At 34.5% G+C, this 16,823-nt stretch carries 12 protein-coding genes; 6 read left to right on the forward strand and 6 right to left on the reverse strand.

Annotation, left to right across the window (positions count from 1 at the left end; genetic code table 11):
- The first annotated feature begins 99 nt into the window (after positions 1–99).
- Together mazG and A8B35_RS08900 are read left to right on the forward strand one after the other, a co-directional pair.
- Positions 100–879, forward strand: a complete 780-nt coding sequence (gene mazG / locus A8B35_RS08895) for a nucleoside triphosphate pyrophosphohydrolase (RefSeq protein ID WP_068472360.1) — start codon at positions 100–102, stop codon at positions 877–879.
- 29 nt (positions 880–908) lie between these two features.
- Entirely contained in the window at positions 909–3,125 is a 2,217-nt protein-coding gene (locus A8B35_RS08900) for an amino acid permease (RefSeq protein WP_068472361.1), read from the forward strand.
- A 163-nt stretch (positions 3,126–3,288) separates the two neighbouring features.
- Here A8B35_RS08900 and A8B35_RS08905 read toward each other — a convergent pair whose 3' ends face one another.
- A complete protein-coding gene (locus A8B35_RS08905; RefSeq protein ID WP_068472363.1) occupies positions 3,289–4,551 on the reverse strand; it encodes a glycoside hydrolase family 117 protein in 1,263 nt (420 codons plus the stop codon).
- Positions 4,552–4,608: 57 nt separating this feature from the next.
- A complete protein-coding gene (locus tag A8B35_RS08910) occupies positions 4,609–7,140 on the reverse strand; it encodes a sugar-binding domain-containing protein (protein WP_222844127.1) in 2,532 nt (843 codons plus the stop codon).
- 365 nt (positions 7,141–7,505) lie between these two features.
- Here A8B35_RS08910 and A8B35_RS08915 point away from each other — a divergent pair, with 365 nt between their 5' ends.
- From A8B35_RS08915 to A8B35_RS08925, 3 genes are all read left to right on the forward strand, one after another.
- A complete protein-coding gene (locus A8B35_RS08915) occupies positions 7,506–9,131 on the forward strand; it encodes a tetratricopeptide repeat protein (protein WP_068472365.1) in 1,626 nt (541 codons plus the stop codon).
- Positions 9,132–9,213: 82 nt separating this feature from the next.
- The gene (locus A8B35_RS08920) at positions 9,214–10,494 is read left to right on the forward strand and encodes an MFS transporter (protein WP_068472366.1); all 1,281 of its coding nucleotides are present in this window, start codon (positions 9,214–9,216) and stop codon (positions 10,492–10,494) included.
- Positions 10,495–10,543: 49 nt separating this feature from the next.
- Positions 10,544–12,673, forward strand: coding sequence for an FUSC family membrane protein (locus A8B35_RS08925; RefSeq protein ID WP_068472368.1), 2,130 nt, complete (start codon positions 10,544–10,546; stop codon positions 12,671–12,673).
- Between the two features lies 1 nt (position 12,674).
- Here the strand turns inward: A8B35_RS08925 and A8B35_RS08930 are convergent, their stop codons facing one another.
- Positions 12,675–13,076 carry a hypothetical protein gene (locus A8B35_RS08930; RefSeq protein WP_068472370.1) on the reverse strand — a complete coding sequence of 134 codons (402 nt, stop codon included), beginning with the start codon at positions 13,074–13,076 and terminating at the stop codon, positions 12,675–12,677.
- Between the two features lie 90 nt (positions 13,077–13,166).
- Between A8B35_RS08930 and A8B35_RS08935 the strand changes: the two genes are divergently transcribed.
- Positions 13,167–13,616 (forward strand): YhcH/YjgK/YiaL family protein, encoded by a 450-nt coding sequence (locus A8B35_RS08935; RefSeq protein ID WP_068472372.1) that lies wholly within the window; start codon positions 13,167–13,169, stop codon positions 13,614–13,616.
- A gap of 53 nt (positions 13,617–13,669) precedes the next feature.
- On the opposite strand, the gene A8B35_RS08940 is transcribed toward A8B35_RS08935, so the two are convergent.
- The 3 genes from A8B35_RS08940 to A8B35_RS08950 all read right to left on the reverse strand — a co-directional run bounded on the left by A8B35_RS08940 (position 13,670) and on the right by A8B35_RS08950 (position 16,771).
- Positions 13,670–14,137 carry a hypothetical protein gene (locus A8B35_RS08940; RefSeq protein ID WP_068472374.1) on the reverse strand — a complete coding sequence of 156 codons (468 nt, stop codon included), beginning with the start codon at positions 14,135–14,137 and terminating at the stop codon, positions 13,670–13,672.
- 155 nt (positions 14,138–14,292) lie between these two features.
- Entirely contained in the window at positions 14,293–15,171 is an 879-nt protein-coding gene (locus A8B35_RS08945) for a MerR family transcriptional regulator (protein WP_068472376.1), read from the reverse strand.
- A gap of 226 nt (positions 15,172–15,397) precedes the next feature.
- Positions 15,398–16,771, reverse strand: coding sequence for a fasciclin domain-containing protein (locus A8B35_RS08950; protein ID WP_068472378.1), 1,374 nt, complete (start codon positions 16,769–16,771; stop codon positions 15,398–15,400).
- Positions 16,772–16,823 lie beyond the last annotated feature (52 nt).

The raw sequence follows: 16,823 nt of genomic DNA on the forward strand, positions 1-16,823 counted from the left end.
TATAAACTATTAGGCAAGCATCTAAATATCTGCCTAAGCTTTGCTTATACAGTATTTCTTTTGTTATTTCGTGTAACAATAATTTGAATTAATTATAACATGACAACAGGTAAATTAAATGCTTTTAAGGAGCTATTAGATATTTTAGATAAATTACGAGTTGAATGCCCGTGGGATAAGAAACAAACCAATGAGAGCCTGCGAAATTTAACCATTGAAGAAACCTATGAACTTGCAGATGCCATTTTAGAAGGAGATGATGAATCTATAAAAAAAGAGCTTGGCGACCTTTTACTTCATGTAGTTTTTTATGCCAAAATTGGCGAAGAAAAAGAAGCCTTTAATATTGAAAGTGTTATTAAATCGCTAAATGAGAAACTTATTTATCGCCATCCGCATATATTTTCAGATACAAAAGTAGCCGATTCTAAAGAAGTTGAAGAGAATTGGGAACGTTTAAAACTAAAAGAAAAAGGTGGTAACAAGTCGGTACTTGAGGGTGTGCCAAAGTCATTGCCGGCCATGATTAAAGCCAATAGAATACAGGATAAAGTACGTGGTGTTGGTTTTGATTGGGAGCACAAGGAGCAAGTTTGGGATAAGGTAAGCGAAGAAATAAATGAAGTAAGAGATGAAATAATTAGTGGAGATCAAGACAAAATAGAAGCCGAATTTGGTGATTTATTCTTCTCATTAATTAATACTGCTCGTTTATACGGTGTTGACCCTGAAACAGCTTTAGAGCGCACCAATAAGAAATTTACAAAACGCTTTAATTATCTTGAGAAAGAAACCATTAGTAAGGGCAAGGATTTAAAAGAAATGAGTCTAGAAGAAATGGATATCATTTGGGAAAAATCCAAGCAATTTGATAAATAAACGTACCATTACAATATAGTTTTTTAACCATGAGTAGTAATTCGAAATTAGGAACCGCACCCGTTTTTTTTACAGCTATATCCACTATTCTAGGAGCCATTTTATTTCTGAGATTTGGTTATGCAGTTGGGTCTTTAGGCTTTTTTGGTGCTTTATTAATTGTATTATTAGGACATTTAATTACCATACCTACAGCCTTAGCCATTTCTGAAATTGCTACAAATACAAGGGTTGAAGGTGGTGGAGAATATTTTATAATATCGCGTTCATTTGGCTTAAATATTGGAGCCACAATTGGTTTTGCCCTTTACCTATCGCAAGCCATTAGTGTAGCTTTTTACGTAATTGCATTTACTGAGGCTTTTGAACCTGTATTTTCATGGTTAAGCCAAACATTCGATCTTAATTTACCACGCCAAGTCATTAGTGTTCCTTCACTACTTATTTTAGGCGTATTAATTTTAAAGAAAGGTGCCAATATAGGCCTCAAAGCACTATACATAATTGTGGCCATTTTGTTTGTTTCCTTGGCATTATTCTTTCTTGGTTCAACAGATTTTTTTGCTTCGGGTGATTATGGTTCTAATTTTGATTTTAAAAATTCAAAGAACTTTTATACCATTTTTGCTATCTGTTTTCCGGCTTTTACCGGAATGACAGCGGGTGTTGGACTTAGTGGAGATCTAAAGGAGCCTAAGAAATCAATTCCCAGAGGAACCATTTGGGGAACCTTAATTGGTATGGTAATGTACGTGTTGGTTATTTATAAACTCTCGATATCCGCTTCGGCCGAAGAACTCACAAGTGTACAATTATCTATGGCTAACATTGCAATTTTCGGATCCATCATTATCCCGTTAGGATTAGGTGCATCTACCATTTCGTCAGCTATTGGTTCCGTTTTAGTAGCTCCACGCACACTACAAGCGCTGGCTAATGATAAAAGTTTTCCTTCGGCAAAACTGAATCACTTCCTTTCTAAAGGGAAGGGTGCTGCAAACGAACCATATAATGCCTCATTAATTACTTTGCTTATTGCCGTTGTTTTTGTATTGGCAGGAAACGTAAATTTTGTTGCCGAGATTATCTCTATGTTCTTTATGATTACTTATGGAGCATTGTGCTTAATCTCCTTTTTAAATCACTTTGGAGCATCACCATCCTATCGCCCTTCGTTTAAATCTAAGTGGTACTTATCCTTAATGGGATTTGTACTCTCAATATGGGTTATGTTTAAAATAAATGCAGGCTATACAATTGCTGCATATTCGTTTATCATTGCCATATATCTTTACCTTAATAAGGTGCATAAGAACAGAGGCGGACTACAAAAGATTTTTTTAGGCGCTTTATTCCAAATAAACCGACGCATTCATGTTTTTATCCAAAATATGAGAAACGAAAGTCCAGAGAAAGAAGAATGGCGACCTTCAGCAATTTGTATTTCACCAAACTCATTGGAACGTACTAAAATATTTGATTTAATGAGTTGGCTATCATACAAACATGGGTTCGGCACTTATTTTCATCACCTTAAGGGTTATTATTCAAAAGCTACTAAAGCTGAAGCGGATGCCATTACGCATCGTTTAATAGAAAGGCAAAAGCTTGATGGTGACAATTTATACATCGCTTCCATGATTTCGCCATCGTATACGACAGCTATTGCACAAAGTATTCAAACCCCAAGTATTTCGGGGATGGAAAACAATACCATAATATTTGAATATATGCGTAAAAATCCGGGCGAACTGAATAGCATCCTAGATAATATTAATCTTACTAGAGCGGGTAATTACGATGTTTGTGTTTTCTGTGATTCGGGTAAAAACACGCGATACAATGGTGGAATTCATGTATGGGTTAGAGCCATTGATTTTAAGAATGCCAACCTAATGATTCTATTAGGAATTATTATACTGGCACATCCCGACTGGAAAAAAAGTCATATTAAAATTTTCAATGTTTGCGCTAGCGAATCAATAGAAAGCAATAAGTTAGAAATAAAACAACTGATACAAGATGGAAGATTACCCATTACTTTAAATAATGTGGAGATAATTCCGATTGAAGAAGAAACGAACATTAAAACCACCATTAATCAGCGTAGCGCCGATGCTGGATTTTGTATTATTGGTTTCAGAGGCGAACAGCTTAAAAAGCAAGGCATTGAGCTTTTTAATGGCTTTGATAGTATTGGTGATACTTTGTTTGTTAATTCAAGTAGAATTCAGGAGATTGAATAATTCTCTGTACAACTTAATTTCACTAGTCCTAGAGTAGTTTTCCACCTCAAGATAAAATAAATCACTATAAGTGGAATTTTAAACCCATCAAGGTTATTAATCGGATAATTAGACAAAAAAAGGAACCCGTTACGGATTCCTTTTTCAATCAATCACATTCAGCTTACTTATTTAGCGCTTCTGTTTGCTCCTGTATTCTTTCGCGTTGCTTTTTATTTAAACCATGCTTATAATAAAACTCAGGTTTATAGTAATTAAACAAATGCTTCATACCCGGGTCATCTACATCTTGACTTAAGTCGCAATCAAAGCGTAATAAAATAGCATGATTCTCTGACCATTTCGTTACATTTGTAAGGTGCGATATTCCCCAAGTGATACCTCTACCATCTTTAGTGTCGGTAAATGCATCTGGTATAAATGGCCCTCCTGCTGTTGGCATCAATTCTGTTATTGCAGCTATTTCAAAATTAACACCATCCTTGGCATACTGAACTGTAAAATGCTCGTTACCATCTTTAATTACTAAGGCTGCTATCCCTTCTTTAAAGGGAAATAAAGTAGTTTCGTGACCTGAATTAATTACAGGGTTAAGTGGGTGCTTTGCAAAAGGCCCTAATGGATTATCAGCTGTAGCTAAACCTTGCATGCGCACTAAATTTGGCTCGCCATCGCAATCTGACTTATAATACAAATATATTTTTCCTTTATAAACCAATGGGTGTGGATCGTGTATTGAATATTGATCCCACTCACCTTCTCCTCCATTAGGAATTACAATTTCAGAATGTGGTGTCCATGGTCCATCTGGAGAATCGGCATAAGAAACTGCCACAGGACAGTCGTCGCCGCGCTTACCACTCGCTTCCATAAATCCTTGATAATATAAATAGAATTTACCTTTCCATTTTAAGATATCTGTTGTAGCTACTGAACGCCATCCTACTTGTGGTTTTGGCGGACGTGGCACTGCAACACCTTGCTCTTCCCAGGTAAAACCATCTTTACTTGTGGCATAAAAAATATCAGCCAAATCCCAATCACTTGAAGGAATGGTATCATTACACAAAGCTGCACCTTTAGGCGGGGTTGGCGTATCACGCTTCGTATACCAAACGTAATATTTACCGTTCTCAAATATCACTTTTGAAGGATCTCTTCTTGAAATTGTTCCGTTATGGTCATTATAATCGAACCCTTTAAGTTCAGTATACTTAAACTGCGAATATAACTCATTATCCTCCGGACGTGGCGCCATATAATTGGTATAATTACGCTCCATGGCGGCACTTAGTTGTCTATCTGGTTTTTGTTTAGGTAAGATGAACGGGAATCCGCCCTCATTCTGAGTTTGTGTTTTACAAGCTGTAGGAGCCAAAGCTAACAGAACAAAGCTCAATACAGCAATAAATTTAGTTTGTTTCATAAATATAAAAGTTATTAGGCATCATTTTAAAATGATCCCATTTGACTGTGTGAATTATTAATGTATTTGTATTTCTAATTGATTACTTTTTAACCGTTTACTATAGGCTGATATAGTTGCCATATCTATCTCCTTTTGCACTTTTACAACCAACAAAGCCTTACCCTGATGTGTCATGATCTCATTAGACTGATACGGCATGAAATTTTTATTACTACCGTTATCCACCCCTAAAACCTTTAGAGCATCTGACACATCAAAATGTATTACTCTATCATTATTATATACAGGGTTACCATCATCATCAAGCAATTGTGCCACCACATGAGCCACTTGGTTTGAGTTGGCATCCATGCTCTTTTTATCAATACTCAGTTCAATATTTGTTGGCTCAGTACTTGTAATAATTGAACCTATCGCTTTTTGATTATTGCTATATCCAACAGCCTCCAGGATTCCGGCATTAAAAGGAACTTTCCATTTATAAATACGATCCTCAAATTCGTTCAAACTACGTTTGCCTAATGATTGTCCGTTTAATACCAATTCAAGCTCAGGCAAATTAGATATTACCTCAACCACAACGGGTTCGCCATGCTCATAATTCCAATGCTTATTAACTTTATGCCAAACCCATAAACGTTGTTTCCACCCGTCTTTCTTTTTATCTTTAAGATCACCTGTTTTTTCATCTACGGTATAAAGAGACTTATCTAAACTTTGCGTTGAAATAAAAATGGTAGGCTCTTCACTCCAAAGTGATTTCATCATATAGTACGATGGTTTTTTAAAGCCTGCATAATCAAGCAGTCCACTACTTGTTCCTTTTCTGCGCACATCATTATCTGAACGATGGTGGGCCTCTCCCATGTAATCAACACCTGTCCATATAAACATCCCCGGCACAAAATCTCGTTCTAAAATGGCCTTCCACTCATGCCACTGCCCGAGGTTTTCTGTTCCCATTAATGGTTTATTGGGGAAATATTTATGCCCGTAATCGTACATTACTCTGCGATAACTAAAACCTATAAGATCTAAAGCATCGGCATAACCAGTTACATAACTCGCCGAGGGTAAAATGCAATTGGCCACCACTGGGCGTGTAGTATCAACCTCTTTGGTCCAGTCTGATAATTTCTGAGCAGTTTCTCCAATATTGTATTCTTTACTATCAAGCTTGTTATAACGTTCTTTAATTTGAGAGGGCGATAAAGGCGTTGGATTCCAAAAATAATTACCACTCCAATCGGCATCCCAAAAGCCTGTTGCTTTTTTATTCCTAGGGTAGGTCCACTCTATTTCATTACCTATACTCCACTGAAAAATAGATGGATGATTACGATGCGATAATACTGTGGCCTTTAAATCGTGCTCTGCATGGGTTTGAAAATATTCCGCTGAACCACGTGTAATATAGTCGTTGTGCCTCTCATTCATGTTTAAACGCTTATCCTTGGGGTAATCCCACTCATCAAAGAATTCATCCTGAACAAGAAAACCTAATTCATCACATAAATCAAGAAACTCGTTAGAAGCAGGATTGTGTGAAATTCGGATGGCATTACAACCTCCATCCTTTAAAATATTCAATCGTCGGCGCCAAACATCCTTTGGAACGGCAGCTCCTACTAGTCCACCATCATGATGCAAACACACGCCTTTTATTTTCATCGGTTCGCCATTCAAAAAGAACCCTTTATCGGCATCAAAACGTATATCCCTAATTCCGAAAGTAGTTTCAAAACTATCTTCAATTTTATTGGATACTATAATCTGATGTTTCGCCGTATATAAAGTTGGCGAATCCACACCCCATAATTTAGGATTTGTAAGCTGAATTATTTGTGAAAATTCGTGAGTTAACTTAGGCTCAACTACACAATTCTCGGAGTTTGATTCCACTAGAACTCCTCTGTCATCATAAATCTGAGTTTGTAAAACAAAACTCTTACTAAGCTTATCGGCATCAACAATTGAAGTGCTTATTTCTAATTCTGCTTGATTACGTGATACTTTATTGGCTTTTACAAATGTGCCCCATACCGGAATATGCAGACTATTAGTAACTACCAATTCTACATTACGATAAATACCTGAACCTGGGTACCAACGACTATCGGCAAAACGTGTTCTATCTACTTTAACCGCAATAGTATTATTTTTACCATCTATATTTAAGTAGGGCGTTAAATTGTAATGAAACGGAGTATATCCATTGGGGTGTCGCCCAATTTCTTTGCCATTTAACCATACCTGCGAATGATTATAAACACCATCAAAAACAATTGCTACTTGTTTTCCTTTAGGCACATCAAAAGTTTTTCGGTACCAACCTTCGCCACCCGGAAGGTATCCAACACAACCCTCGCCATTAATGGTATCAAAAGGAAACTCAATACTCCAATCATGAGGCAACTCAATACTTCGCCAATTGGCATCGTCGAAATCAATTTCCTTTGCTTTTTGGTTTGAATTTAACGAAAACCTCCACCCCGAATTAAAATCTTGATTTCGTTCGAATTTTGTTTCCGACGAACAAGCTACTAAAAGTAAAATGGTAATTAGGAATAGTATATTTTTCATCATCACATTTACAGCTTTTCTTATTTAATCAGAAGAACAATTTGTTGAATTATTCTCCCTTGATAAATCAATCAACTTTAAATACAATTCTACAACTACTATTCTGAACGCGAAACTTTTAATTATAGACAACAACTAGACATGTGGCTTTACACCCCTTATTAATCGTATATACCTCCTATACAAAGGCTCATTTAATTCTTACATTGCTATTATAAAATAGAACAAAGCATTATATTAGTTCGCTAAATAATTATTCGTCAAAACTCAACTAAGTTCAGATTCTCAATTTCGATACTAGGTGTGTTTTTTTGGGTTATTACAGCTATATTTTTTCAAGCCTGTTTACCAGGATAAATTTTGATCTGATGCAAAAAACATTTAGTAAATACCACCATACTTTTTTACTGTGTCTGATAATAGGTTCGTTTATTGGCTTAAATGCACAAAATAATATCGACCTTAATAAAAAGTATTTCCGTGCACTAAGCTTACAGTACACGCAACAAGACAGCGCACTTGTTTTACTTAAACAATGTAAGAAAGCGTACAGTAATTTAAGAGATACTAGCAAAGTAATTGACTGCCTTACCAATATGTCATCAATATACACTAGTAATGCTAACTATACTAAATCGTATGATGCCCTTTGGGAAGCCTTAATCCTCACCAAAAAAACCAATAATTCCGGCGCGGAAGGTAAAATATATGATTCATTAGGTATGCTATATGCCTTATTTCAGCGAAACGATGAAGCCCTAAAATACTTCCATAAAGCCGTAATAATTAAGAAACAACAGCTTGAAAGCGAATCGGCACAATCATCGTTATTAAATAGTACTTATTATGCCTTGGCCATTTATCATAGAGAAAGAAGTCAATTTAAACTGGCCCAAGCTTATTTAGATAGCTGCAATATGGTGCTAAATAAAATGAAGGCCTATAGTGGTAATCGGAGGTTTATTAATGCAGAGCAGGCTTATTTATTCTACCATACGGGTAAACTTAAAGTTGCCGAGGAGTTATTACTTAGTATAGAACCTGAATTTAAAGAAAGGAATGATACATATAACGTTATTTTATACTCCTTTTTAGGAGATATTTATGATGCAAAAAATAACTTTAAGCTAAGTGAGAAATACTATCTAAAATCAATTAAAACTGCCAACAAATATAAAAGCCACTTAAACTTTTTGCCAGAAGCTTATAAAAAACTAGCCCATTTATACTCTAAGAATAACATACATATAAGAGCTTTTAATAATCTCGAAAAAGGATGTACTCTTAATGATAGTTTATTTGGCGCTCGAAGCGTTAATAATAGCAAGCTTTTACAAATTAAAGATGATTACCGTATTGAGCAGGAAAAACAAAAAGAGTTATTGAAAGAAGCACAACTCACTAATGCTAGGTACGAAAAAGACAGGTGGTTTTTCAGAAATATATTACTTACCGTTATATTAATTGCCACCTTAATTATTGCCGCAATAATGTTCTTCTATCTCAGAAATAGAAATAAATTACTAAAACAAGATCAACTTTTAAAGGAAGAAAAGAATAAAGAAATATTAGAAATTAAAAACAAAGAACTAACAGCATCTGCCCTACAGTTAATTGAGAAAGATGAGCTTCTAATAAGTATTAAAGAACAACTAAATAACTTAAATGAGCAAAACAAAGGAAAATCGACAAGTACAAAACGTATTATTAGCCAAATAAAAACCAATAGCAAACAAGATTGGGATACGTTTAATGCTCGTTTCACCGATGTTAACCAAAGCTTTTATGATGCTTTAAGTCAGCAATTTCCTGAGCTTACACAACGCGATCACAAATTGTGTGCATTAATAAAACTAAGCTTCTCGAGTAAAGATATGGCCTTATTACTTGGTATTTCAGTAGAAAGCGTTCATACATCTCGATACCGATTACGCCAAAAACTCAGCTTGCAAAAAGGCGATAATTTAGGTGAATTTATTGCCCGAATTGGATGACGAATATCACAATGTCAAAATACCTTAAAATACCAAATGCCTAGTTGAATTTGAGTAGCTTTGCAGCCTACTTAAATTCATTATGGGAATATTACAGAAACTAGATACTAATGAAAGAAAAGCCTTTAAATTACATCTACTTTATAGTGGCTTAGATGGTTTAGTGCGTGGTGCACTTATCCTAAACCAATTTATCTTTATAAAATCATTAAAAGGATCTAACGTTCAGTTATCATTTCTATTTCAATTTAGCATGGTGGTATTTTTGTTTGCCATGCTTGCCAATGAAATAATGCGTCGCTATCCCAACCGAAAAAAGCTACTGCGCACTGTTGGTTTAATTGCCCGTCTACCCTTAATCACTTTTGCATTTTTCCCAGCCATAGTGCCTGAGGGTTTATCAAACCATTTTCATATTTTATTTCTTGGTGTATTTCTTCTATTTTATTCGTCTCAAATTGCCGTAATACCCTCTATCAATCAATATTTAAAAGGAAATTACAACCACCGTAATTTTGGCAAACTCTTTGGGTACGCCACTACTGTAAATAAAATTCTGATGATGGTTTCAACAGCTGGAGCTGGATTATTATTAGATTGGAATGCAGATTCCTACAGAATTTTCTATCCTGCAGTTGGTATACTAGGCGTAATATCAATTTTTCAATTAACAAAAATTGAGTTCAAACATCAAGTTGAACCTATTCAAACACCTATATGGCAAGCTCTAGGAGATTCTTTCAAAAGGATATTTGACATCCTCAAAAACAACATCCCTTTTAGGCATCTTGAAATTGGTTTTATGTTATATGGTTTTGCATGGATGAGTACCCATGCAGTAATTACCATATTTTATGATACTGGTTTAGGATTAAATTATTCCTCTGTTGCATTTTATAATAATGCCTATAACTTAGTCGCCATTTTAGTGCTCCCATTATTCGGAAAACTCATTGGTAATATGGACCCTCGCAGGTTCGGCATTATTACTTTTGGTTCGTTAATGTTATTTATTGCCTTTACTGGTATCTCAGAAGTTGTAAGTACAAATTTTGATATTGTTGGACTCAAAATATACCATATGCTTTTAATAGCAGTGGTTTTTAACGGTTTATTTATGGGCAGTATGCCTTTATTATGGGGCATTGGCAGTAGCTATTTTTGTGAGCCCAATCAGGCAGCTGATTTTCAAAGCGTACATCTTTTCTTAACTGGTTTCAGAGCTCTATTTGCTCCTATAATAGGTATTAAATTATATGAATTAATGGGGTTTGGGTTTACTTATGCAGTGGGTATAGTATTGCTTGCCATTGCAATTCTTTTAATGATATATTCTGAAAGAAAGTTTCCTAAAGAAGCATAATTCACCTACAATTCTTTATATTTTTGCATCGCCTTTTTTAATGTTTTATATGTTACAATTTAAAAATACAGCCTGGTACTTAAATCTGAAAACTGAGTTTTGGCGTCATCCTAACAGACTTACTGCACTTAAAGTAGTAACAGCAATGTTTGCTTTGGTATTGCCATTTATTGTAACCAACCATGCTTACATTGCAGTAACACTAGCATTAGGTGTTGTCGCTGCAGCCCTATCCGAAACGGATGACCACCCGCGCGGACGATTAAAAGCTCTAATAACCACTATTATAAGTTTTGCTATTACCACCTGTTCGGTTACTCTTTTAAAACCTTTTCCGTTAATATTTGGTTTTGGCTTTATTGCCTCAACAATTGTTTTTGTTATAATTGGAGGTATTAGCGAACGCTACAGAGGAATTTCTTACGGTGCCATATTAATTGGTATTTATGCCATGCTTGGTTACGATAATAACCTTGATTGGTATGTGCAACCATTTCTATTATGTTCTGGCGCCTTGTTTTACGGATTAATATCTCTGTTTTTATTATATAGAAAACCATGGCGCTTACTTGATGAGCAACTTTCAATGGGCTTTATTGCATTATCAAAATATCTAGAAGAAAAATCGAAATTATTCCCAAGCAGCACAAACGAACAAGTAGATATAGGGAACAAACTTGCCCTATTAAACGTGGAAGTGGTTAATGCTCTAGAAAAATGCAAAGAAGTAATAAATATATACAGCCACGAAGTTGATGATCAAAAGGATCTTCTACCTTACCTTCAAAGATTTATGTTATTGCAAAGCTTACATGAGCGAGCTGCATCGAGTCATGAGAAATACGAACGACTGGGCAATAAAATTGAATATAAAGAATTACTTGAAGGCTTTTCAGAACTACTGCATCAATTAAGTCATGCTGCAGAGTTAGTGGCTGAGAATATGCTAACCGGTCAAGATTACAACCATCCGGTTTCTATTGGCTGGATTGTAAATGCACTTGAATTTGAAATTGAAAAAATTCCTGAGAAAGACCAACAACTTCTTATCTTATTATTACACAATTTATCCCGTTCTCATGTATCGCTAAAAAACCTAAACACTCCTGAAAGGAGTACTTCGATACCTCGGTTAGGACAAGATAAAAGAACGGTTAAAGAACGTATTAAAGATCAATTACGATTTAGTCATCCGCGAATGCGTTATGCCATACGCTTAAGCTTCTGCTTTACTATAGGATTTTTACTCAACTACTTTCTTGAGCTTGAGAAAGGAGAATGGATTTACATGACTTCTCTTTTTGTTAGTCAACCAACCTACCGAGAAACAAGACTGCGTTTATTTCAGCGTATTTTAGGTACGATAAGTGGTGTTGTTATTGGTGTTAGCATTATACAACTATTGCCGACCGACTTAGGACAAATGTTACTAATGCTATCCTGTGCATTTTTCTTCTTTTTGTACCTACGAAATAAATATTCATACGCAGTTGTATTTATTACTATTTATGTACTAAGTGCCAACAATTTAACCAGCTCTGCTGGGATGGAAATTCTGATTCCTCGTACCATAGATACGGTAATTGGTGCTTTATTGTCCTTTTTAGCCGTGAGGTTTTTGTGGCCTAATTGGCAGTATAAAAGAGTTCCAAAACTTTTGGCAGATGCCTTAGATAAAAATGCCAATTATTTTCATACCATACTTAATGAGCTGAATGATAAAAACACAAAATCTGACGATGACTATGATTATCGTTTGGCCCGAAGATTAGCTCACAAGGCCGATAATGAACTAACATTAGCCTGGCGAAGCATGCGTGTTGAACCTCATAAAAAACGCAAAGTTATGGATCAGGCTTTTACTTTAACCTACTTAAACCATGCATTATTATCGTACGTTTCCGCTTTGGGAGCCCAAAGAGACATATTGCATATTAAGCAGAATATTTTCCATGATACAGCACAACATATCGAGAATACTTTAATAGAAACATCTCATCTGATAAGCAATAACTCAAGCTCAAACGCAGATATTTCGTTAAAACCACTTTTGGTAACTTTAAAAGATAAAATTAATGAGCTAGATGTTTCTGAAGAGCGTCAGCAACTCCGTTTATTATATAATATCGGTGCAGTTAGTAATAAAATTATGAATGAAGCAAATGCTGTAAAAAGGTAAACTATTCAGCACGTAATTGAGCCATCAGATTGTTTCTCTCAATTGAATAATTAGAGGAGATTGAATCAATGTATTCTAATATTTCCAATGCTTTAGCATTAGTTAGTTTTGCTTTAGTCAGATTCCCCTCTCGTTTATAAATTTTACTTCCCATAAACAAAAGTTCTGACAAGCTCTGAAATAAGCCTTCAACATCACCGTTCTCGGCCGATAATTGATTGTAAAAATCTTCAACATTTGCCTGTAGCAGATTATCTTCATCAATATCTTTGAGTAGTCCAAAACTGTGTACATACATTCTTTGTGCTTCAGTTACATCATTATCTTTCAATAAATGCAGAATTTTTGCAATAGCTTTAGCAAGTTCTTCGACTAAACGTAGTATAAAATCTTTTTTAATCATATTCGAAAATATTATAGACTGGAAGTTTAAAATAATACTAAAGTGATATCTTTGGTTGTAATATCCAACAATAATTTAACTTTTAATATTATGATAATAGATAGCTTAGACAATGTAAAACACTATCGATATTTAAACGATAGAATTAAAAAGGCATTTGAGTTTTTAGAGGAAATTGATTTTGAAACAATTGAACCTGGCAAATACAATGTAGAGGGTGATGAAATTTTTGCCATTGTTAGCGAGTATAACACAAAGAAAAAGGAAGATGCTAGACCTGAAGCTCACGAACGTTATCTCGACATACAATATATTGTAAAGGGCAGTGAATATATGGGCTATGCTCCTCTCGAAGATCAAGATGTTAGTACTCCATATGATACCGAAAAAGATTTAGTTTTTTATAAAGCTGATGTTGACTATATAAAAGTTTCTGAAGGTATGTTTGCGGTATTCTTCCCTACAGATATTCATGCCCCAGGTGCTGAGATAGAAAAGTCAGAACCGGTAAAGAAGGTTGTAGTAAAGGTTTTAGTATAAAAATATGAAACAAAAAAAGGGGCTGTTAGCCCCTTTTATAATATATTAAATTCTTAAGGCCAAACAGGCTCTTCTGCATCCTCATCCCAAAGTGGTCCGTATTGAATCTCTGAAAGCTGCCCATTCTCAATCCAAAAATTGATACTAGCTTGTGGAAAAGATAAAACCTCATGATCTGGAGATTCTGGAGATGAAACATCTTCACGCTCAGCCTCGCCCATATCAATTGTTGATAGCTTAGCCTCTAATTCATTATCAGAAACGCCAATTAATTTCATTCCCTCAAATTCAACGTCTTCATTACTAATAGCAATTGAACCTAATTTCCAATCATCAATTTCATCAAAAGAAACTGACAATTCCAATTCGTCGTAATGATAAGCCTCTGTATTATCATCAGCTTCTTCACTGCTTGCAAATTGATCTACTTCATCTGGTTCACCAAGAATTTTCTTAACTTCTTCACGTGACATACCAAAACGTATCTCGCCAATTCCTTTACCAATTAAAATCTGCTTCATAGCTATAATTGTTTTATATTTAATGCTTTAAAATATCGTAATTCTATTTGATAAAAACGAAGTTAAAAAACAAATTGTTCCATTCGCTATGTTTCAAAAAATTAATTAAATATTTAACATTAATTAAACCCAATATCCCCAACTAACTAACTCATTTAAAGATTACTTAAACATTCCCTAAATTCATTTGATGATGATATTACCTGAATAGAATCTGGAATTTCATTTTTATGCATTTTTACCTGATGACCGGTAACTATGAGCAGTGTATCAGGAAACGACTCAGTATACCTTAGTAGTATCTTATTTATTTCTTTTTTGGTGGGTGCATTAACCAATGATGTAAAAAATACATCTGCCTTCTGAATTTCATTCACTTGTTTTATATCTTCAAATGGAACAGAAACCCCTAAGTAAACAACATTATAGCCATCAATTCGAGCAATCAAACTATAAAATAACAAGCCAATTTCATGTAGTTCGTTTTCCGGAAGAAAGAAGGTAATTCTTTTATCATTTTTAGGAGTGTCCATATGCTTATCAATAGCTACAATAAGCTTTTGTCTAACTAAATTACTTATAAAATGTTCTTGTGCAGGTGTAATAGTTCCTGTTTGCCAAAGCACTCCTATCCTATCTAAAAAAGGAAACAGAATACTCTCTACAACAGCTTCGAAACCGATATTACTAATGTTATTATTCAATACTTCATTAAACTTACTTTCGTTTAACTCAAGCATTGACACAACCATACTTTCTATTTGCACATTAGAATTATCCACATCAGTGCATATATCTAATACTTTCTGTTTTAGGTCTTCGCTACTTAAGCAGGCAATTTTTGATATTTTTAAACCATTCTGATTTAAGATCGAGATATTAATAATTCGCTTTAAATCAGTATCACTATACTTTCTTATGTTAGTATCGCTCCGCTGAGGTTCAATTACTCCATATCGCCGTTCCCAAATACGTATTGTATGTGCCTTAATTCCTGATATCTTTTCAAGATCTTTTATTGAATATACTCCCATATTGATGTGCTATGTTAAAAGGGTATCCTTGCTAAATAAGCCTAATTCTTAAATAAAAACAAGGCTTTCGCACATTTTGTTCAAGAAAACAAAACAAACTTTCAGCAAAATAAAAACCTTTGATTACAAAACATAATCAAAGGTTTAAATATGTAACATAAAATGTGATATCAAAGAAGCAATATGCAAGCATATATGCCTACATATTGCCTCAAAACTAAACAATCTATGGTACTATCACTTTGTCAATGGCGTGTACCACACCATTTGTACCTTGAACATTAGCTATAATCACATTAATATCACCATCGATTGTTACACCGTTATCTATGTTTATCATTAACGATTTATCTGCATTTAAAGTGTTCTCATATCCATTTACCAAATTACTACTTTGAGCATTCTTAGCCACAACATGAGCCAGTAATATAGGAGTTAATACATCTTTAGACAGGTCACTAATACCATTTACATTTAATTCTTGGAATAAAGCCTCAAATGCTGCATTTGTTGGTGCAAATACGGTAAATGGCCCCTCACCACTTAAAGCTTCAACCAAGTCAGCCTTTAAAACAGCTTCAACTAAAATTGAAAAATCTGGGTTTGTAATAGCTAAATCAACAACATTACTTGGCATAATGACTTTATCAATAACATGTATTATACCATTTGTTGCAACCACATCAGTTAACACAACCATTGAATTATCAACCATTACTCCAGCATCTGAAACATTAATTAAGGAGCTTAAATAATTACCTTGACCCATTGATAATGTGTTCACATAACCACTTTGCACATTAGCTGCAGGTACAAAAGTATTTACTACATGGTGTAATAATATCGGGGTAAGATCCTCTTTTGATAAGTCATCAAGCGTTACATTTAAATCTTCAAACAACATAGAAAAAGCATCATTAGTTGGGGCGAATACTGTAAAATCATTCGAATCATCATCCAAAGTAGCTGCAAGGTCTGCCTTAACAACAGCAGCCGTTAAACTTGATAAACCACTATTAGCAATTGCATGATCTGTAATTGATGCTGGAAGTATTACCTTATTTATTACATGAATTACACCGTTATCAGCCATTATATCAGGTTGTGTAACTTTTGCCCTCGCGTTAAGCATTAAATCATCCTTATTAAAGTAGATTGAATAATTATACATATCGGTTTTAGGACTAATACTGCTGTAGTAACCGGACATTAATTTACTTGAAGTGTTTTTACCTGATACAACATGATATAACAGAATTGCTTTCAGCTGATCTTCAGGAACATCATCTAATGAATTTAATCCTAACTCTTCTAATAGCATTTTAAAAGCATCATTAGTTGGAGCAAATACAGTATACTCAGTTGAACCGTTTAAGGCACTTACCAAATCAGCTTTTGTTAGAGCTTCAACTAATATTGAAAAATCACTACTTTCAACTGCTATATCAACAATAGTATTACCGACCACATCCTCAACTTCATCCTCAATCATTTCTTGAAGCATTTCCTGATCATCATCGTCATCACACGCGACAAATGTTATATTTAAAATAAAAATTGCAATAATCGCATAGTACCATTTTAATTGTAAAGTTTTCATCGTTCTCAATTTTATCGTTTTCAAAGAAATTAGTAGTAATGAGTTCTAATTT

This window comes from Saccharicrinis aurantiacus (assembly GCF_001660705.2).
Lineage (GTDB): Bacteria > Bacteroidota > Bacteroidia > Bacteroidales > Marinilabiliaceae > Saccharicrinis > Saccharicrinis aurantiacus.